This window comes from Massilia sp. TSP1-1-2 (genome assembly GCF_049896185.1).
Lineage (GTDB): Bacteria > Pseudomonadota > Gammaproteobacteria > Burkholderiales > Burkholderiaceae_D > Telluria_A.
The window spans coordinates 1-17002 of record NZ_JAFCTU010000062.1 but is presented as its reverse complement, the minus strand read 5'-3'; the positions used below and the strand labels follow the sequence as shown (position 1 = coordinate 17002).

18 protein-coding genes are annotated in these 17002 nt (G+C 61.6%); 10 read left to right on the top strand and 8 right to left on the bottom strand.

What is annotated here, in order from left to right; all coding sequences use genetic code 11:
* Positions 1–123: 123 nt before the first annotated feature.
* Positions 124–411, top strand: a complete 288-nt coding sequence (locus ACP7BV_RS26510; RefSeq protein WP_426107887.1) for a hypothetical protein — start codon at positions 124–126, stop codon at positions 409–411.
* Positions 412–459: 48 nt separating this feature from the next.
* Here ACP7BV_RS26510 and ACP7BV_RS26505 read toward each other — a convergent pair whose 3' ends face one another.
* The 3 genes from ACP7BV_RS26505 to ACP7BV_RS26495 all read right to left on the bottom strand — a co-directional run bounded on the left by ACP7BV_RS26505 (position 460) and on the right by ACP7BV_RS26495 (position 1304).
* Positions 460–666 carry a hypothetical protein gene (locus ACP7BV_RS26505; protein WP_426107886.1) on the bottom strand — a complete coding sequence of 69 codons (207 nt, stop codon included), beginning with the start codon at positions 664–666 and terminating at the stop codon, positions 460–462.
* A 147-nt stretch (positions 667–813) separates the two neighbouring features.
* Positions 814–996 carry a hypothetical protein gene (locus tag ACP7BV_RS26500; RefSeq protein WP_426107885.1) on the bottom strand — a complete coding sequence of 61 codons (183 nt, stop codon included), beginning with the start codon at positions 994–996 and terminating at the stop codon, positions 814–816.
* A gap of 50 nt (positions 997–1046) precedes the next feature.
* Positions 1047–1304, bottom strand: coding sequence for a hypothetical protein (locus tag ACP7BV_RS26495; protein ID WP_426107884.1), 258 nt, complete (start codon positions 1302–1304; stop codon positions 1047–1049).
* Between the two features lie 153 nt (positions 1305–1457).
* On the opposite strand from ACP7BV_RS26495, the gene ACP7BV_RS26490 reads away from it, so the two are divergent.
* The 5 genes from ACP7BV_RS26490 to ACP7BV_RS26470 all read left to right on the top strand — a co-directional run bounded on the left by ACP7BV_RS26490 (position 1458) and on the right by ACP7BV_RS26470 (position 6791).
* Positions 1458–2360 (top strand): alpha/beta hydrolase, encoded by a 903-nt coding sequence (locus ACP7BV_RS26490; protein WP_426107883.1) that lies wholly within the window; start codon positions 1458–1460, stop codon positions 2358–2360.
* Positions 2361–2588: 228 nt separating this feature from the next.
* The gene (locus ACP7BV_RS26485) at positions 2589–3062 is read left to right on the top strand and encodes a chemotaxis protein CheW (protein WP_426107882.1); all 474 of its coding nucleotides are present in this window, start codon (positions 2589–2591) and stop codon (positions 3060–3062) included.
* A 47-nt stretch (positions 3063–3109) separates the two neighbouring features.
* Positions 3110–4861, top strand: a complete 1752-nt coding sequence (locus ACP7BV_RS26480) for a methyl-accepting chemotaxis protein (RefSeq protein ID WP_426107881.1) — start codon at positions 3110–3112, stop codon at positions 4859–4861.
* Between the two features lie 132 nt (positions 4862–4993).
* Entirely contained in the window at positions 4994–6025 is a 1032-nt protein-coding gene (locus ACP7BV_RS26475) for a L,D-transpeptidase family protein (protein WP_426107880.1), read from the top strand.
* Between the two features lie 46 nt (positions 6026–6071).
* A complete protein-coding gene (locus ACP7BV_RS26470) occupies positions 6072–6791 on the top strand; it encodes a M23 family metallopeptidase (protein WP_426107879.1) in 720 nt (239 codons plus the stop codon).
* 129 nt (positions 6792–6920) lie between these two features.
* Here the strand turns inward: ACP7BV_RS26470 and ACP7BV_RS26465 are convergent, their stop codons facing one another.
* Entirely contained in the window at positions 6921–8690 is a 1770-nt protein-coding gene (locus tag ACP7BV_RS26465) for a M4 family metallopeptidase (protein WP_426107878.1), read from the bottom strand.
* A gap of 192 nt (positions 8691–8882) precedes the next feature.
* Positions 8883–9833 carry a LysR family transcriptional regulator gene (locus ACP7BV_RS26460; RefSeq protein ID WP_426107877.1) on the bottom strand — a complete coding sequence of 317 codons (951 nt, stop codon included), beginning with the start codon at positions 9831–9833 and terminating at the stop codon, positions 8883–8885.
* A gap of 86 nt (positions 9834–9919) precedes the next feature.
* Between ACP7BV_RS26460 and ACP7BV_RS26455 the strand changes: the two genes are divergently transcribed.
* Positions 9920–11275 carry an NAD(P)/FAD-dependent oxidoreductase gene (locus ACP7BV_RS26455; protein WP_426107876.1) on the top strand — a complete coding sequence of 452 codons (1356 nt, stop codon included), beginning with the start codon at positions 9920–9922 and terminating at the stop codon, positions 11273–11275.
* 18 nt (positions 11276–11293) lie between these two features.
* Here ACP7BV_RS26455 and ACP7BV_RS26450 read toward each other — a convergent pair whose 3' ends face one another.
* Positions 11294–11719, bottom strand: coding sequence for a hypothetical protein (locus ACP7BV_RS26450; RefSeq protein ID WP_426107875.1), 426 nt, complete (start codon positions 11717–11719; stop codon positions 11294–11296).
* A gap of 39 nt (positions 11720–11758) precedes the next feature.
* The gene (locus tag ACP7BV_RS26445) at positions 11759–12115 is read right to left on the bottom strand and encodes a hypothetical protein (protein ID WP_426107874.1); all 357 of its coding nucleotides are present in this window, start codon (positions 12113–12115) and stop codon (positions 11759–11761) included.
* A 77-nt stretch (positions 12116–12192) separates the two neighbouring features.
* Between ACP7BV_RS26445 and ACP7BV_RS26440 the strand changes: the two genes are divergently transcribed.
* The 3 genes from ACP7BV_RS26440 (at position 12193) to ACP7BV_RS26430 (ending at position 14271) form a co-directional block, all read left to right on the top strand.
* Complete coding sequence (locus ACP7BV_RS26440) at positions 12193–13020, top strand: phytanoyl-CoA dioxygenase family protein (protein WP_426107873.1); 828 nt, start codon at positions 12193–12195, stop codon at positions 13018–13020.
* Between the two features lie 33 nt (positions 13021–13053).
* Positions 13054–13239 carry a hypothetical protein gene (locus tag ACP7BV_RS26435; protein WP_426107872.1) on the top strand — a complete coding sequence of 62 codons (186 nt, stop codon included), beginning with the start codon at positions 13054–13056 and terminating at the stop codon, positions 13237–13239.
* Positions 13240–13467: 228 nt separating this feature from the next.
* Entirely contained in the window at positions 13468–14271 is an 804-nt protein-coding gene (locus ACP7BV_RS26430) for a Crp/Fnr family transcriptional regulator (RefSeq protein WP_426107871.1), read from the top strand.
* 144 nt (positions 14272–14415) lie between these two features.
* On the opposite strand, the gene ACP7BV_RS26425 is transcribed toward ACP7BV_RS26430, so the two are convergent.
* Positions 14416–16635 (bottom strand): hypothetical protein, encoded by a 2220-nt coding sequence (locus ACP7BV_RS26425; protein ID WP_426107870.1) that lies wholly within the window; start codon positions 16633–16635, stop codon positions 14416–14418.
* Between the last annotated feature and the right edge of the window lie 367 nt (positions 16636–17002).

Sequence of the window (17002 nt, the reverse complement as noted above, 5' to 3'; positions counted from 1 at the left end):
GTTGTGTTTCTTGATAACTCCCATTTTATCAATCACTTACGGCATTCTTGCCCTTTTTTATGCAAAATTCAGGCTAGGATCACCACACCGACCGACCACGCACGCTTGACCACGGAGCCTATCATGCCCAACACCAAACCCTTCCCCGACCCGGCCACTGCCCACGCCCTTTCCGACGAAGCTGACATCGGCAGCGGCGAAAAAACGCCGGGACAGCTAGAAACTGAACAAATGATCCGCGAAATCCCCCCGCTGCCGCCTTCGGGTCAGCAATCGGCCGAAGACGATGCCGCAGGACGCGACGCGGTTGGCGCGGGACGCGAACGGCGCGAGCATGACGCCTCGCTTCAGCGCGACGAACCAGCCGACAACCTCGACGCGCTCGATCCGGCCCCGCCAGAGGGAAACTAAGGAAAGTGAACGAGGAGGGTAAGCAAGGCGCTAAGCAAGCCGTCCTGCTCAGGCCCGCAGCGAGGTCCGCAGCGAGGCCCTCAGCGCTACCTTGAGCGGTGTCTGGGGCGCGCGCGGTTCCTCGACCGGCGCATTGACTGGCGGGGGCACATCCTCCGGCACCGGGGGTGGTTTTGGTTCGGGCACCGCCGGCGCGTCCGGGTCGGGCGTGGAATGGGCGCGCGCGGCGCCAGGGCTTGTTGCTTGCGTAACCATGATGTGCCTTTCTGCGTACTTTGTTGCAAGATTGGCTGCGACGTTTGCGGCGACGGACGTCACCAAACGCGTCGCGACCCTCTTGGCTGGATTACCGCGCGCCCTGCAGGCACGTGGCAATGACGGCCCCGCTGGGCCGCTGCGGCATCAGTGTTTCTGTTTTTGCTTGGCGCCGCCGCCGGCACCGCCCTCTTCGCCGGCCTTTTGGCGCGACATGTGCTCGTGACTGCTCTTGTCGGTGCTCTTACCGGCATTTTCCTTGGCGACGTCTGCCTCCGACTTGTGATCGGACTGCTGGTTTTGCGTTTCGTTCGTTTTAGATTGCGTCATGGTGTGCTCCTTGAGTGAAGTGAAGTTAAAAAACAGTTTGAATGGGTGGGTTAAGGCGCCCGGCGCGACAAAGCCAGCAAGTTGTCGACCTCGGTGCGCGCCACTTCCACGCCCGCCACGCAGGCAATGTCGGCGGTGGCATGCCCGCCCGCCGTCTGCGACCGGGTGATCGTCGCCGCCGGGTCGCCATCCTTGCCGCCGTCGACCGTTTTGCTGATGCGATACTCGAAGTCCCACATGTCGCCGCAATCCTTGAGCGGTGTCACGGCAATGGTGAAACCCTTGTACTCTTCCGTTGTAATTTGCATATGTTTCTCACTTGTTTTTCGCAGACTATCATGGAAAAAGTGAAACTTCCGTACGGTGCTTCAATCGTGCGCGGGCCGTCCCGCCTGGCGCTGTTGCCTTGCCGCAGCAAAACTCGGTATAGTCTGACAACTCAACTTCCCGCACCCGCCCCCATGACGTTTCGCATTCGCTCCCGGATCGCTTCGCTCGTACCCGCCCTGTTTGCGGCCGGCGCCGCCGCCGCCCCGATGACGCTGGCCGATTACTTGGCGCTGTCTGGCCCCGCGCCCACCGCCACCATCACCTATGGCAGCGCGCCTTCACAGTTTGCCGAATTGTTCCGCCCGGCCGGTCCAGGCCCATTCCCTGTCGTGGTGCTGGTGCATGGTGGCTGCTGGACGGTCAAATACGGGGGCATCACGCAAATGCACAATGTGGCCGGGGCGCTAGCCGCGCGCGGTATTGCAGTATGGAACGTGGAATACCGCCGGGTTGACGAAGACGGTGGCGGCTACCCCGGCACCTATCTGGACATGAACGCCGCGCTCGACAAGCTGGCAAGCGAGGCCCGGCGCTACCAGCTCGACACTGCGCGCATCGTCGCCATGGGCCACTCGGCGGGTGGGCAGCTGGTGCAATGGATCGGCGCGCGCGCAAAGATTGCCCCGTCCAGTCCCCTGTTCCAAGCCAAGCCGCTGCCGGTGCGCAGCATCATCAGCCTGGGAGGCCTGGCCGACCTGCGCCATGAACAAGCGCTGATCAAGTCGAGTTGCGGGCTCGACCTGGTGCAACTGACCGGCTTGCCCAGCGCTACCCGCCCGAACGCGTTCGTCGACACCAATGCTGCCGAGCTGATGCCCAACGGCAGCCGCACGCTGCTGATCACGGGGGCGCTCGACACCATTTCGCCGCCTCGCGTAGCCTACGCCTACGCGGCGCGGGCCCAAGCCGCCGGCGACAGCGCCAGCGTGCTGATCCTGCCAAACGCCAGCCATTACGATGAAATCGCCGCCATTTCTCCTGCGTGGGAACTGATCCTGCCAGAAATCAAAAATGCCCTAGGCATAGTCAGATAACCATCTTCCAAGGAAAATTCTTGTTGCGTGCGTGCAACAAGCGACACTGGATAGCTTCCCACTTCTGGTATCGTCGATTTACGCGTCAACTTTCAACCTACGCTTACCTTGCGCGTAGCGCTGGCCCATTCCCCGCCAGCCAACGGTTTTTTGGCATTCCAGCCGCCTAGCGCCCCAGCCTCGCCTTGGACAAACGCAACACGCTGCATGTGCAGCAAAAGGAACACCATGCATCAACTCGACACGGCTGCAGGCGCTGAATTTCTCGCCTTTACCATGGGTCAGGAAGAATACGGACTCGACATCCTGAAAGTTCAGGAAATACGCGGCTACGAAGCGGTCACCACCCTGGCCAACGCGCCGGATTATTTTAAAGGCGTCGTCAATTTGCGCGGCGTGATCGTCCCGGTAATCGACATGCGCATCCGCTTTGGCCTAGGCACACCCACTTACGACGAATTTACCATTGTCATCGTGCTCAATATCGGCGGCAGCGTGATGGGCATAGTGGTTGACAGCGTCTCGGACGTGACCACGCTCGCCCCCGAGCAGATCCGCCCCGCCCCGCAACTGGGCAGCGCGATCGGCGCCGACTACCTGATCGGAATGGGCACGATCGACGGGCGCATGCTGATCCTGATTGACATCGACAAGCTGATGGGCAGTGACGACATTGGCCTGACGCGCAAGCTGGCTGCCTGATTTTTTGCCAAATTAATGCATCTATTCGAAGCTACAAAGGAAACGCTATGTTTAACAATATGACCGTACGAACCCGTCTGCTGTCCGGCTTTTTGCTGGTGGTACTTCTGGGGGCCGTCGTGGCCGTAATTGGCATTGCCAGCATGGCGAGAATGAATGCACAGGCCAGGCAGGCGTATTCGGACGACTTGCTGGGCATTTCGGCGAGCAAGGAAGCCAACATTAACTTGATTTACATGACGCGCGCCATGCGTAACATGCTGCTGACAAGCAGCGCCGAAGACAAAGCCAAGTACGCGCGCGTTGCCGATGAAGCACGCAAGACCATGCTGGAGCGGATCGCCGTCGCGCGCCCGCTGTTTCGCAGCGCCGAAGCAAAAACATTGTTCGTGGAGCTGGACAAGGGCCTGGCCGACTACGAGGCGGGACGCCAACAGGTGATCAAGCTGGCCGCCGGCGAGCGCCCGGAAGAGAAGGCGGCCGCAATAACGTACGCACTTGGCCCGTTGTCCAAAATAGTGAACTATGCCGACGACAAGCTGACCCAGATTGGCGTGACCAAGGAAAAAATCGCGGCCGAGTCGGCCGCGGCCTCCGACCAGGAGTACACCGACACGCGCACCCTGATGATCGTGCTGGTCCTGGTTAGCGTGGGCGCGAGCATCGGCCTTGGCCTGTGGATTACCAGGGTGCTGACGCGCCAGCTGGGCGGCGAGCCGGCGTATGCGGTCGAAGCGGCGGGCGCGATTGCCGCCGGCGAACTGTCAAACCCTATTCACACCGGCAACGGCGACCAGAGCAGCCTTCTGTTTGCGATGGAAGCGATGCGCAAATCGCTCGTCAAGATTGTCGGTGAGGTGCGTAGCGGCACCGACACCATCGCTACCGCCTCCAACCAGATCGCCGCCGGCAACCTGGACTTGTCCTCGCGCACCGAAGAACAGGCCAGCTCGCTGGAAGAAACTGCCTCTTCCATGGAAGAGCTGACCAGCACCGTCAAGCAAAATGCGGACAATGCGCGCCAGGCCAACCAACTGGCCGTGTCGGCCTCGGAAGTGGCGCTCAAGGGCGGCAGCGTGGTGGCCGAAGTGGTCGACACGATGGCCTCGATCAACGCATCGTCCAAGAAAATTGTGGACATCATCGGCGTGATCGATGGCATCGCGTTCCAGACCAACATCCTGGCGCTTAACGCGGCGGTGGAAGCGGCGCGCGCCGGCGAGCAGGGCCGCGGCTTTGCCGTTGTCGCCACCGAGGTGCGCAACCTGGCCCAGCGCTCGGCGGCGGCGGCCAAGGAAATCAAGACCTTGATCAACGATTCGGTCGACAAGGTCGACGCCGGCGGCAAGCTGGTCGACCAGGCCGGCGTGACGATGGCCGACATCGTGCAGTCGATCACCCGCGTAACCGACATCATGTCCGAGATCGCTTCGGCAAGCATGGAACAGACCATGGGCATCGAGCAGATCAATTCGGCCATTGCCCAGATGGATGAAGTAACCCAGCAAAATGCGGCGCTGGTGGAACAAGCCGCGGCCGCGGCCGGTTCATTGCAGGACCAGGCAGCCGCGCTGGCCGAGGTAGTGAGCGTCTTCAAGCTGGGCTACGACACGGCGGCGCCGGCCGCGCGCGCGCCTATGCGCAAGAGTCCGGCGGGGCGTCTCGTGGCCCGCCCTGCACCGGGCGCTGCACCGAACGCTGCACCGAACCCAACTAAGGCTGCGCTCGCGCCCGCCACGCCGGCCGCGCGCCGGCCCGCGCTGTCGAACAGCGCGGCAGAGGACTGGGAAGAGTTCTGATCGGCCTGGTTTGATTTCGACGCCCGGCCGCTTGCAACCCCCTTGGCCTGTTTTTTTGTGCGCTTCCGCACAGACTGGTATATCTCTCAGGAACTAGTCTCGGGCATCTGACAGTTTTTTAAGGGGCTTAAATTGAAACATCCATCGTTATGCATGATCGCCGCCTGCCTCGCCGGCGCAGCCCTGGCGCCTGCCCAGGCAGCCCCGGCCAAGACCACCGTTGCCAAGAGCGCGCCCGCCCCAACCGCACTCGCGCCAACCGTACTGAACGCGGAAACGGTCAACGCCGCCGGCAAGGGCGCGCCCACCGACGGCAAGCCGGACAGCGCAACAATCCTGCGCGCCCAAGTGCTGCTGGACCGCGCCCACTTCGCGTCGGGCGAGATCGATGGCGCCGCCGGTTCCAACGTGAAAATGGCACTCGTTGGCTTCCAGCGCAAAAATGCCATCAAGGAAACTGGCACGCTTGACGCGGCCACCTGGACCGCGCTCAATGCCGACCCGGCGCCGGCGCTGGCCACTTACACACTGGCCGATGTCGACGTCGCCGGTCCGTTCACCCCGATTCCCGAAGACATGGCCGCCAAAGCCAAGTTGCCCACGCTGGGCTATGCCAGCGCGCTCGAAGGCCTGGGCGAAAAATTCCACGCCAGCACCAAGCTGCTGCAAAAGCTGAACCCGGACAAGGACCTGACCAAGGTCGGCGAGCAAATCCTGGTCCCCAACGTGCTCGATACCGAACCGCTGCCCAAGGCGGGCAAGATTGTCGTCGACAAGTCGGACCGCACGCTCGCCCTGCTCGACGCGAGCGGAAAATTGATCGCCCAGTTCCCGTCCTCGTCCGGCACCGACAAAGACCCGCTGCCGATCGGCACCTGGAAAGTGAACGGCGTGTCGAAAAATCCAAAATTTCACTACAACCCGAAACTGTTCTGGGATGCGGACGCCGGCGAAAAGAAAGCGACCATTCCATCCGGCCCGAACAACCCGGTCGGCGTGGCCTGGATCGACCTGTCCAAGCCGCACTACGGCATCCACGGCACCCCGGTGCCCGGCTCGATCGGCAAGACCCAGTCGCACGGCTGCATTCGCCTGACCAACTGGGATGTGCAAACGGTGACGGCGTCGGTCGGTCCCGGCACCGAAGTGCTGTTGCAAGAATAATTGCTATTTGAAATTTACTGCGTAAAACGAGAGAAGGAACACTTCCATGAAATGGTTATTGACGTTTTTGGCCGGCTTGCTGTTGGGCGCGGGCGGTTTATTTGTTTATCTGCGCCAGGTGGGCCACGTGGACGCCCAGCCGGTCGTGGCCGTGGCGCCCTGCCCGGCCGTGGTCAGCGCTCCGCTTGTCCCCGGCGCCGTCATTGCGCCGGGCAGCCTGCCGCCGGCCCCGATCGTGCCGACCGACTTGAGCGAAGCGGACTTGCCGCTGCGCCCCGTGCAAACGGCTGCCGAAGCGGCCTTGACAGCATCGGCTGCGAGCTCGGCAGCAGCGAGCGCCAACAAGCTGCTCATTCCGGTGGACGGCATGAAACTGGCGCAGCTGTCGGATAATTTCGACCAGCCGCGCGGTACCGAACGCCACCATGAAGCGCTGGACATCATGGCACCCAAAGGCACCAAGGTACTGGCGGTGGCCGATGGCAAGGTGACCAAGCTGTTCGAAAGCAAGGCCGGCGGCCTGACGGTGTATCAGTTCGACGCGACCGACAAGCTCGCTTACTACTACGCCCACCTCGACAAGTATGCCGAAGGCTTGAAGGAAGGCGCGCCGATCAAGCGTGGCGAGCTGATTGGCTACGTCGGCGTGACCGGCAATTCCGCCGCCAACGCACCGCACCTGCACTTCGCCGTCTTCGAGCTCACGCCCGAAAAGCAATGGTGGAAAGGCACGCCATTAAATCCCTACCCCATGATGGCTGACTAAGACCTGGCGGCCACAAAAAAATCACCGCCTCACCCGGGGTCAGATACCCATTACGACACGAGCCCATCAGCGAAAGCGGATGGGCTCGTGTCGTAATGGGTATCTGACCCCGGGGTGGATTTTTAGCAATTATTCATCCACGTCGGCGCCCACGTTGATGGCGGCGTAGGCGCGCTGGACGGCGAGCGCTTCCTTGCTGCTCATGCCGTACAGTTCCTGGGCCGAGGCGATCATCTTGGCGCGCGCGTCCTTGTAGTTGGTGACCGCCGTGAACTTGGTGGTGGCCGCCTTGAACCAGATCTTGTACGCCTTGTCGGTGCCGATCCCGCTCATCGCCGTCGGCTTCTTGACCAGGTATTTGCTGTAGTAATCGCTCTCTTTCTCGGCCTTCGATCCTTGCGCCAAAAAGTAAAACATGCGGTTGTTCGGCCCGCTGCTGTAGTGCACGTCGAGCCGCTTGAGCGAACTGGTCCAGGCGTCCGGACTACTGCCATCCTTGCCCGGCTTGTACATCCAGCGCAGCGGCGTCCCATTCTTGCTGATTTCCTTGCCCATCACCCAGTCATTGCCCACGTCCGGAATCTGGTCGCCGCTGCCGCCCGCGCGCGCGTAGGCTTCGACCACTTCGCCCGAAATGTCCGAACTCGATTCGTTCAGCCCGCCCGACTCGCCGAAATACAACAGGTTCGAGGTGGCCGCCGTCACGCCATGTCCCATTTCGTGCCCCACCACGTCGATCGAGCCCAGGCTGGTGAACGAGGAACCGTCGCCGATGAACATGCACTTGCAGGTGTCGCTGTAGTAGGCATTGTCGTAAGCGGTGTTGACGTGCGCGGCGATGTAGCTGGCCGTGTTTTGCCCGTCCAGCGAATGCCAGCCAAGCACGTTTTTCAGCATGTCATAGGTATTCATCAACCCCCACATGGCGTTCACTGCCGCGGTCTGGCCGTTGGCGTCGGTGGTGCTGCCGCCCGCTTTGTACTGCAAGCCGTCGCCCCAGTCGTTGCTGGTGTGGATAAAAATCTCGCCGGCATCGGTGCCGTGATCGGCGTTGGTAATGGCCATCGCGCCAAACTGGCCGCCGGTGCCGCGCAGCGGGTCGAGCATCTTGAAATTTTTTCCGTCCGGCGTCGTGCTCAGCGGGACTACGCCGTTGTACTGGCTCTTGCCGCTGCCAATGGCGGTTTGCAGCATGCTCCACTGGTCGATAATGCGCCCGGTGCTGGCGCTGACGATGGTGTCGTGGTACAGCGGCTGCCGGTTCAGGCGCATGCGGGTGCGCACGTGATAGGCCAGTTCATGCGACTCGACAACGTCGGCCACGTCCAGCGCATTCAATTCTTCTTCCGGCTTGTTGACGGCGGAAGGCAGGCGCTCGGTCTTGACGATCGGGTAAATGATCAGCTCGGCGCGCGGTGGCGCGACCGCCACCCCGCCGGCAGCGACCGACTTGACCGCCGTCTCGATCGCTTGCTGGGGCGTGATCGATGGCTTGACGTGAAACGCGGGCGGCGTGCCTGATCCGGCAGGTTTGGGACCCGGCGCCTTGCCCAGCCCCTGGCGCCGTTCGGCCACCGACTCCGACAAGATCTTGCCGCTGCTGTCGCTCACGACGACCGACTCGGAACCGAACACGCGCACGCCCTTGTAGGTGTGATCGGCGCGCACCACCTGGGTGCCGCTGGGACCGGGGTGCTGGCTGGCGACGGCGAACTGGTGGTCGCCGTCCAGGCCGCGCTGCGCGCGCCGCGCGCCCAGTTCGCCGATCAGGGTCGACAGGGCTTGCGGCGACTGCACCGCCGGGCCGTTCATCAGGGGCACGGCGGCGTTGGCCGAGGCCAGCGCCAGCAAAGGTAGTGCCCCCAGTAAAGCGGCCAGCGAAGTTTTGCGGATCTTCATCTCGTTCTCTCCAATAAGAAAATGTCATCGCTACAAACGGACTGAGCAATGTCAATATTGGGGGAGATGCAGCCGGGGTTTTTGCAGCAACGCAAAGACTTGCCGATCCTGATTATCGGCTTGTCATCGTCCTGGCGTTCGAGATTGAAAACTTCGCGCTGGATCAAGTGGCCGGCAAATAAGGGGAACTTTTCAAGCTTTGCGGATGCCTGGCGCGCGCTTGTAAAACCCTTCCAGTTCGCGCTGCACCAGCGCCTGGCCCTGGTCGATGACAAAATCCTGGAATGCCGCCGCCACTTTGGGGATCGGGTGGCCGGCCAGGTGCATCACGTGCCAGTCCGCTTCCACGGGATTGCCCGCCATCGGCAGCAGGCCGATCAGGCCCGCCTGGAACTCCAGTGCGCACGCGTGCACCGACAAAAAGCCCAGCCCCAGCCCGGCCGACACCATGCGCTTGATCGCCTCGTTGGACGAGACTTCGGAGCCGAAATTAAGCGGATGGCCGCCCTCCTTGAACAGTTTTTCCACCGCCGTGCGGGTGCCCGAGCCGCGCTCGCGCACCAGCAGGTTGGCGCCCGAGACGTCGGCCAGCGTCACTTTTTTCTTGCGCATCAGGGGATGGGCGGGGCTGGCGACAAAGCCCATCGGATGGCGTGCGAAGCGGGCCGCGTTGGTGCGAAACTCGCGCGGCGGCGTGCCCATGATGGCCAGGTCGATTTCCTGGCGCGCCAGCATGTTGACGATCTCGACCCGGTTCCCCACCTGCAGCTTGAGGCGCACGTCGGGACGCGCCATCGTAAACGGCACCAGCAGCGGCGGCAGCAAGTGTTCGGCCGTGGTCACCACGCCAATGCGCAGCGTGCCGCTGCTGATGCCATTGAGCGCGGCCAGCTCGTCGCCGGCCTGCTCCCACAGGTGCAGGATGCGCTCTGAAAACGCGGCCATCACTTCGCCGGCGGCGGTCAGCTGGATGCTGCGCCCGACCTTGCGCGTGAGCGCGGTGCCGGCGATGTCTTCCAAGGTGCGCAGCTGCAGCGACACCGCCGGCTGGGTCACGTGCAGCGCCTCGGCCGCCTTGGACACGCTCTCCAGGCGGGCCACGAGAACGAGCGACTGGAGCTGGCGGAAGCTGGCGTGATACATAAGGTTTTCCTTATTGATTATTAAAAAAGTCTGATTTTTCTTTTAACAAGATACGATTTATATTAACAGTCATTGGAGGAACACATATGCAAACGATCGTCATTGTCGGTGGTGGGGCCGGTGGGCTGGAACTGGCGACGCGCCTTGGAGACAGCATGGGCAAGGCCGGCACGGCGCGCATTGTGCTGGTGGACCGCTGGCCGGCCCACTTCTGGAAGCCGCTGCTGCATACGGTTGCCTCGGGCAAGCGCGACGCCCAGGCCGCGCAGATCGACTACGCGGCGCAGGCCTGCGAGCATGGCTTTGATTTTCACCGCGGCGAAGTGCTCGGCGTGGACCGCGCCGCGCGCCGCATCGCGCTGGCCCCGTGGCTGACCGATGACGGCGTCGAAGTGCTGCCGGCCCGCTCGCTCGGCTACGACAAGCTGGTGCTCGCACTGGGATCGGTCACCAATTTCTTCGGCGTGCCGGGTGCCTGCGAGCATGTGCTCACGCTGGACGACGTACCGCAGGCAGAAGCGTTCCACCAGCGCTTCATCGACGGCTGCATTCAGGCCAGCGCCCGCAACGCGGCCGGGGCCGGGCTCGACGCCAGCCTGGACGCCAGCCTTGACACCGGCATTTACCCCGGCCTTGACGCCGGTCTCGACATCGTCATCGTCGGCGGCGGCGCCACGGGCGTGGAACTGGCCGCCGAACTCAGTCACAGCGCGCGCACGCTGGCGCGCTACAAGGTGCATGCGCTCGACCCGGTCCGCAATGTCCGCATCCGCATCCTCGAACGCGGCCCGCTGCTGCTGCCGCACTTGCATCCGCGCCTGTCCAAGCGCGCCGCGCGCCATTTGCGCTCGCTGGGAATTACCGTGTGCGTGGACACAACCGTAGAGCGGGTGGAGGCGCATGCCGTCGTCGACAACGAAGCGCGCGTGTTCCCCTCCTCGATCACACTGTGGGCCGCGGGCGTGGAAGCGCCGGCCATGTGCGCCACGCTGGGGCTGTCCGTCAACCGCCTGCGCCAGATCGCAGTGGGGCCGTCGCTGCAGTCGATGGACGACGCGGCCATCTATGCCATCGGCGACTGCGCCAGCTTTGTCTGTCCGGTCAAGGGGACGGTGCCGCCGCGCGCGCAGGCGGCGCATCAGCAGGCGATGTTCTTGGCACAAACCTTGGCACAAACACTGGCGCACGGTGCTTCAACGGCGGCGTTTGCGTATCGGGACTATGGTTCACTGGTGTCGCTCGGGCCGCTCGCCGCGGTCGGGGTGCTGGCCGGGACCGTGGGCGGGCGCAAGTTCCAGGTCGGCGGGCTGCTGGCGCGCTGGCTGTATTCGCTGATGTACAGGAAGCACCTGATGGCGTTGCACGGCTTTGCCAGGATGGCGGCGCGCACGGTGGCGGACTGGATTGGCGAGAAGATTTCGCCGTCGGTCAAGCTGCACTAGCCCGCCATCTGCTTCCGGTTACTGCTCCGCGTTCAGCAGCGCGGCAGCCCAGCTGCGCGCCTCGTCGAGCGTATAAAACACGGCCAGCGGCAGCACTCCCTCGTAGGCTTTGAAGAAGCTCGACTCCACGAAATCGCGTCCTTCAACGGTCTTGTCGGCCACGATCGCATGCGCCACGCAACCCAGCGTGCGCGCCGCATGCTCCGCGCAGCGCCGCTGCACCAGCAGCGCCTCGGGCGTGGACAGCATCGAACCATGGATGACGGCGACCCCGACATGCGGACCCACGCCCATCGCCACGGGCTGCACCGCAAGCGCCCACGCTTGGACCAGTTCCTTGTTCCAAGGCCCGGTCACGTCTGAAATAATCAGGCGGCCGTCAACCCGGGTCAGGAAGGTGCCGTGGGGGCGAAAGGCATGGGTGGGAGTTCTCTTGTGCAGCATGCGCAAAGTATACACCAGCAGGCATGCCCGACCAGTGCTTCAGCGCCGCAGTGGCCGGCGCGCGCGCGCGCCGCGGGCCGCGTGCACGCCGTCGAGCCAGTCGCGCCCGCCGCCGGCCAGCGCCGCGTCGATCACTTCCTGCGGCAGCGAAAACACGCTCGCCCAGGCCGCACGCCCGTCTGCCGTATTGGTCGGAAAGTCGTGCCGCTCGATCGGCCAGCCGTATTTCCGCATCAAGGCCCGCACTACCGTATGCAAGGTGACTTTGCGGTTCTCGAAAATGCTTTCCATGCCCGCCATGTCGTCCGACGCCAGCAGCACCGCCAGCACCTGGGCCCGCATGGTGGCCGGGCCGGTGGGAAAGCGGCCCACCTTCTGTTCATTTTTCTGGTTCATCGCCGCTAGCATACCAGCGACAGCGCAACTAGCAGCGCCAGCGGGAACTTTCTTGAAATTGCACTGTCTATGATTGCATGCTTCCTATCGCTTCTGAACAATACGATGTGGCCGCCATCATGGGCGGGCTGTACGGCGACGGCATCATCGCCTGCCAGGGCGCCTTTTCACGGGCTTTTATCGACCAACTGGGCGACGAGATCGCGGTGCTGTTCGCCGAAGCGCGCAGCCGCCCCGGCGGCGCACTTGAACGCGGTCCCAACCGCTACTACGTCGAGATTCATCCCGAACGCCTGTCCGGCTTTGCCGCCATTGCCGCCCACCCGTGGGTGCACGCCGTCTGCAGCGCCGTGCTGGGGCCGCACTACCAGATTGTTGAAGCAGGCTTCGACATCCCCGGCCCGGGCGCTATGCGCCAGCCGTGGCACCGCGACTTTTCGACCCCGCCCGAAACGTTGATCGGGCGGCGCCTCAATTCACTCGCCTTCAACATCACGACCGTCGACGTGCAAGACGATATGGGTCCGCTCGAAATCGCGCCCGGCACCCAATGGGATGACTGGCCGGGCGACCCAATGTTCCCCCCGCTTGCCGCGTGGGAGCGCTACGAGCAGCGGCGCGTGCGCAAGCGTCCGCAGATGGGCGACATCTCGGCCCGCTCGGCCCTGACGATTCACCGCGGCACGGCCAATGTCTCGCAGCAGGCGCGCCCGGCGTTTGTGCTGGGCGTGGACGGGCCTGACGGGCGCAACGCCGAACGCCACGACCTGCAGCTCACGCGCGCTTACAACGACAAATTGCCCGCCGCGCTGCGTGATCATCTGCACTGCCGCATAGTCGACACCCTGCAGCCACTGGTGCAGGCGCACACGATACAAGGCCTGTTGATGGGAGCGAAAGGCTGATGCATGCTATATTTTTCCCGAAGGAGACAGCCCATGGATGATCACCACCACCTCCCCCGTCCCGATTACAAGTCGGCCAAGCGAGTCGAGCAGGCGCTCAATGTGCAGGCCGTGCTCGACACCCACGCGGCCGCCTTGTACCTGCGCTCGCGCGGGATCGACTTTGCGGTGGCGCTGCGCGTACTGACGCGCCCTGCCCGCCGGCGCGCCAGCAATTGACCTTTCAAGCACGTCTCCCGGCTGCGTTCGCGGCCGTTTTATTTCCGCTTAGCCAACTAAAACCTGTCACGTAGGAATTAGACGACACGTTTATTTTCTTGTGCCCTACATTCCCGCGTCGGTTGGTCCGATGACTGCGGCTGCTCAACCATATAAAGTTCTACCCAGATGAAGCGCGCAGCAACGAGTGCAGCGCACGACGCAGCCATACACTTAAAGAGGCCACCCATGTACCAGCCGCAATCGATCCGCCCTTCCGTCAACGTTCCTGCCGCAGCCGTGCGCGACATTGTCCTTGGCGCGCGCAGCGAACTGGCGTGCGCCCCGGTCAGCCTCACCGGCGCGCAGCAGAACGAATTGCTCAGGGCACTGGGCCGGGTCGATCTTGAGCGCCTGTTCCCTAACCTGGAGCTGGTGCCGCTGAAAAAAGGCGACTACTTGTACGAATTTGGCAGCAAATTCGACTACGCCTACTTCCCGACCAATGCGATCGTCTCGCTGCATTACGTGATGGAAGACGGCGCCACGACCGAAATCGCCGTGGTTGGCCGCGAAGGCGTGGTCGGGGTGGCGATGTATGCCAATGAACGGGCGAGCTGCTCGGCCGTGGTGCAGGCTGCGGGTTACGGCTACCGTCTGCGCACCGATGCGCTGCGCAACCTGTTCAACGAAGGCGGGCCGTTTGCCCAGCTGATGATGCGCTATACCTTCGCGATGTTCGTGCAGCTGGCGCAAAATGTGGTGGGCACGCGCCATTCGACGCTTGAACAAAAGCTGTGCCGCTGGTTGCTCGAACGGCTGGACCGCTCGCTGTCGAGCGAACTGAAGGTTACGCAGGAAACCATGGCGACCATGCTCGGCGTGCGGCGCGAAAGCATCACGCTCGCTGCCGGCAAACTGCAGGCGGAAGGCTTGATCCAGTATCGGCGCGGGACGGTTGCCATTCTTGACCGTGCGGGTCTGGAAGTGTGCGCCGGTGCTTGCTACAAGGCGAGCCGGGTGGGGTTTGATCTGATGCGCAGCCACCAGTAAGATCGGGGCGATTGCGCAGCAGCACAGTCAGTCGACGTGCCAGTGGCCGCGCCCCATACCGGAGGTTCTGCAACCTACAGTCGCCCACGTAAAAACGTTTACATGCTCAGCAATGTCCACCGAACTCATGTCACCGTTCGCCCCCTAACACTCATCGATGGCAACTTCGGTGCTGGTGTCGAGCATCGTTCCATCGCCATAGTTCTCAATCACCGGATCTAAGTTTTCGGGCGCATGAAGAATCGTTGGGCCCCTTGAGCACGCTTGCCGCGTCAGGTACTGCGTCAAGCCCTCGGCCTGAACTTCTGGAGGGATCGCTGCCTGCATTTCCCCCAGCAATTCAACAGCCGCAGTCACGATCCATCCTACCGAGCGAAATTTCGGGCTGACGATCTGAATATTCTGCGAGTCGGTCTGGTCGAAGAAACCGTGTTGCAATTTGTGTCGCACATAGGAAAGCGTAGTAATACCACCTATGATGCGTCTCTCCAAATATGCCTGGCTTTTATCGTCATCGTAGCGAACGACCTTGTCCGGAAACTCGTATCCCTCGGCTTCCAGCAGCGTCTCGGTGATAATGCTTGGCAGTAGCGGTCGCCCATCTTCGTGGCCGACTTCGAATAGCAAGATTTTCTTGAGTTTCTTGATCTCTTTCTGCAACTCCGTATCGGATTTTTGAATGGCGATCTTCGCAAGATAGTCCCGAATAAAGCGATTGGACGCCTCCATGATTTCATCCCTGCTCTTGTCCGGATGTGCTTGCAAAAATCTGTCATCCATATCGAGCATCTTCCATGCGTGGTTCAGGTCATGGATGAGAAATTCAAGCGGAGATTGCCAGAACTCATCCACATACACGGGCTCGGTCGACAATCCGACGAAATAGATAGCGGTGCCCCGAACCTTCAAGAAGTCCGTCGCAGAGACGTTATCGAACGTCGGAATGATGATTGCTTCCGGGATTCGGCTCATCAGGCTTTCGTAGCGGTACCAGTAATTCTTCTGAAAGTGCGTGCTCAGATTTTTTCTGGTACGCCATACCACGTCAAAGAAGCCTACAGCTTCAAATAAGACGCGCAAGGTCGGAGCATACGGACACATCGGTCCATTCTCGATCGTGACGTGATGAAGCTTGTGCAGCACCTGGTCTCGCATGATCAATAATGCCGCATTGCCGCGGCAGGTTTCATCGACCGTTGGGGAAATCATCTGGCTGCGGACATAGTCGACGACCGGCAATAACTCTATGATCGGCGTGTCCGCCCTGTCATTATTCTGGCTGAACCGCGCCCTGATACCACGGTAAACGTCCAACGGATTAGTTACCGTTTTCCGGATCCATTCATGATGGGAAACGCCTTCGGTCTTCGTGAAATTCTTTGCGAGGAGCGCGGCAACAATTTGCTTGTGATGTCCAAAAGCGAATGTGCCGTTTTTCGTGTTAGGTGTGGTAACCAAGCTCTCAGCGATCCATCGGCCCTGAACCCCGTCCGTATCCGGGATCTCGACGAGTAGGCCGATTGTGTCGACGATATGGCGCGGGTCCGACGGGGCGGTAATGTCCTTGAGGTGATCGCGGAATCCGTGCGATATGGTCCGGTCCATATAAACTCGGGCTTCTTTGCCAGCATCGGTCGCAGAAAAATAGTACTTTCGTCCGTTGCGTTCCGCGGTTCCATAATGGATGGCGGTAGCTCGCAGCACCTTGGATGCGGTAATCCTTAACGCAGCAAAAATGTTGCCGGGGATTCCAGTGTCGTTCAGCTCGTCTTCGTCCCGGAGCAACCCGCCTGGCAGTGCCATGCCTGTGGGAAAAAAGGCCCGGTCAAGGATCAGAAATTCCTTTCCGCTCGGCCCTTCGCGCATTACAAGGACGTCGACAGTTCTGCGAACTAGCGTGCCCTGTTCAATTCGGTCCTTCGCTCGCGTCTTGAGCTCTTGATCGGATAGCAGTGCGGCGATCACTTTGGATCGGGGCTCGATGCTCAGATATCTGGCGATGTCAACTTCGATGCAATTCTTGCGAATCGGGTCACGCAGGCGATGAAACCAGTAGATCATATACATCAGCGACTCGGCATATAGCGTTGCCGGAAAACTTTGCGTATCGAGAGTCACCCGATACCGGCCGAGTATGCCGAGAACGATTTCAGTCAAGACGTCGGAACGTTCAGGCGGATAAGAAGGCGGCGGAGTTGCTCCCGAAACTTTTCCAATATCCTGCAAGCCAAATCGCGGCGGGAGCTCGTCAAATGCCATCCAATCTTCCTTAATATTTTCGTCGCGTCGAAATTCTTTACAAAGCTCGGCAGGCACACTGAACAAGTATTCATGTTCAGTCCTCGCCAGCGCTGATGCAGCCATTTACCCTTCCATTGACCAAAGGAAAAGCAAACTTTAGTTTACAGTCATCCGGCGCACTGCCTTTGATCGTCTGCTTTTGGCCGACAACCACCGATTGTACCCGACGGCTGCAGTGCGGTCCGATCTCGGCCGCTGCCGCCCCCTTGCGGTCACTCCGCAAAACGCGCACAGCGCGAGTACGCGATCGGACGCAGGGTATTGCAGTGATAAAGAACGTATATTTTCAACAAACAAAATAGGTGACTGTTCAGCGCCTATGCAGTGGGCTGGATAGGATTACCGGCGAAGGTGCGTTGCAGCACCTCCAGCATGCCGTGGCCCTGCTTTCGCAGCGTATCGAGGCAGGAGCGAATGACGCAGAAATTTT

What these genes read in the sequence shown, in the direction of transcription:
- ACP7BV_RS26435 (WP_426107872.1), top strand. Translation starts at nt 13,054, where the DNA reads ATGGATGATCACCACCACCTCCCCCGTCCCGATTACAAGTCGGCCAAG.
- ACP7BV_RS26485 (WP_426107882.1), top strand. Translation starts at nt 2,589, where the DNA reads ATGCATCAACTCGACACGGCTGCAGGCGCTGAATTTCTCGCCTTTACC.
- ACP7BV_RS26480 (WP_426107881.1), top strand. Translation starts at nt 3,110, where the DNA reads ATGTTTAACAATATGACCGTACGAACCCGTCTGCTGTCCGGCTTTTTG.
- ACP7BV_RS26470 (WP_426107879.1), top strand. Translation starts at nt 6,072, where the DNA reads ATGAAATGGTTATTGACGTTTTTGGCCGGCTTGCTGTTGGGCGCGGGC.
- ACP7BV_RS26450 (WP_426107875.1), bottom strand. Translation starts at nt 11,719, where the DNA reads ATGCTGCACAAGAGAACTCCCACCCATGCCTTTCGCCCCCACGGCACC.
- ACP7BV_RS26495 (WP_426107884.1), bottom strand. Translation starts at nt 1,304, where the DNA reads ATGCAAATTACAACGGAAGAGTACAAGGGTTTCACCATTGCCGTGACA.
- ACP7BV_RS26445 (WP_426107874.1), bottom strand. Translation starts at nt 12,115, where the DNA reads ATGAACCAGAAAAATGAACAGAAGGTGGGCCGCTTTCCCACCGGCCCG.
- ACP7BV_RS26425 (WP_426107870.1), bottom strand. Translation starts at nt 16,635, where the DNA reads ATGGCTGCATCAGCGCTGGCGAGGACTGAACATGAATACTTGTTCAGT.
- ACP7BV_RS26505 (WP_426107886.1), bottom strand. Translation starts at nt 666, where the DNA reads ATGGTTACGCAAGCAACAAGCCCTGGCGCCGCGCGCGCCCATTCCACG.
- ACP7BV_RS26430 (WP_426107871.1), top strand. Translation starts at nt 13,468, where the DNA reads ATGTACCAGCCGCAATCGATCCGCCCTTCCGTCAACGTTCCTGCCGCA.
- ACP7BV_RS26500 (WP_426107885.1), bottom strand. Translation starts at nt 996, where the DNA reads ATGACGCAATCTAAAACGAACGAAACGCAAAACCAGCAGTCCGATCAC.
- ACP7BV_RS26510 (WP_426107887.1), top strand. Translation starts at nt 124, where the DNA reads ATGCCCAACACCAAACCCTTCCCCGACCCGGCCACTGCCCACGCCCTT.
- ACP7BV_RS26455 (WP_426107876.1), top strand. Translation starts at nt 9,920, where the DNA reads ATGCAAACGATCGTCATTGTCGGTGGTGGGGCCGGTGGGCTGGAACTG.
- ACP7BV_RS26440 (WP_426107873.1), top strand. Translation starts at nt 12,193, where the DNA reads ATGCTTCCTATCGCTTCTGAACAATACGATGTGGCCGCCATCATGGGC.
- ACP7BV_RS26460 (WP_426107877.1), bottom strand. Translation starts at nt 9,833, where the DNA reads ATGTATCACGCCAGCTTCCGCCAGCTCCAGTCGCTCGTTCTCGTGGCC.
- ACP7BV_RS26465 (WP_426107878.1), bottom strand. Translation starts at nt 8,690, where the DNA reads ATGAAGATCCGCAAAACTTCGCTGGCCGCTTTACTGGGGGCACTACCT.
- ACP7BV_RS26490 (WP_426107883.1), top strand. Translation starts at nt 1,458, where the DNA reads ATGACGTTTCGCATTCGCTCCCGGATCGCTTCGCTCGTACCCGCCCTG.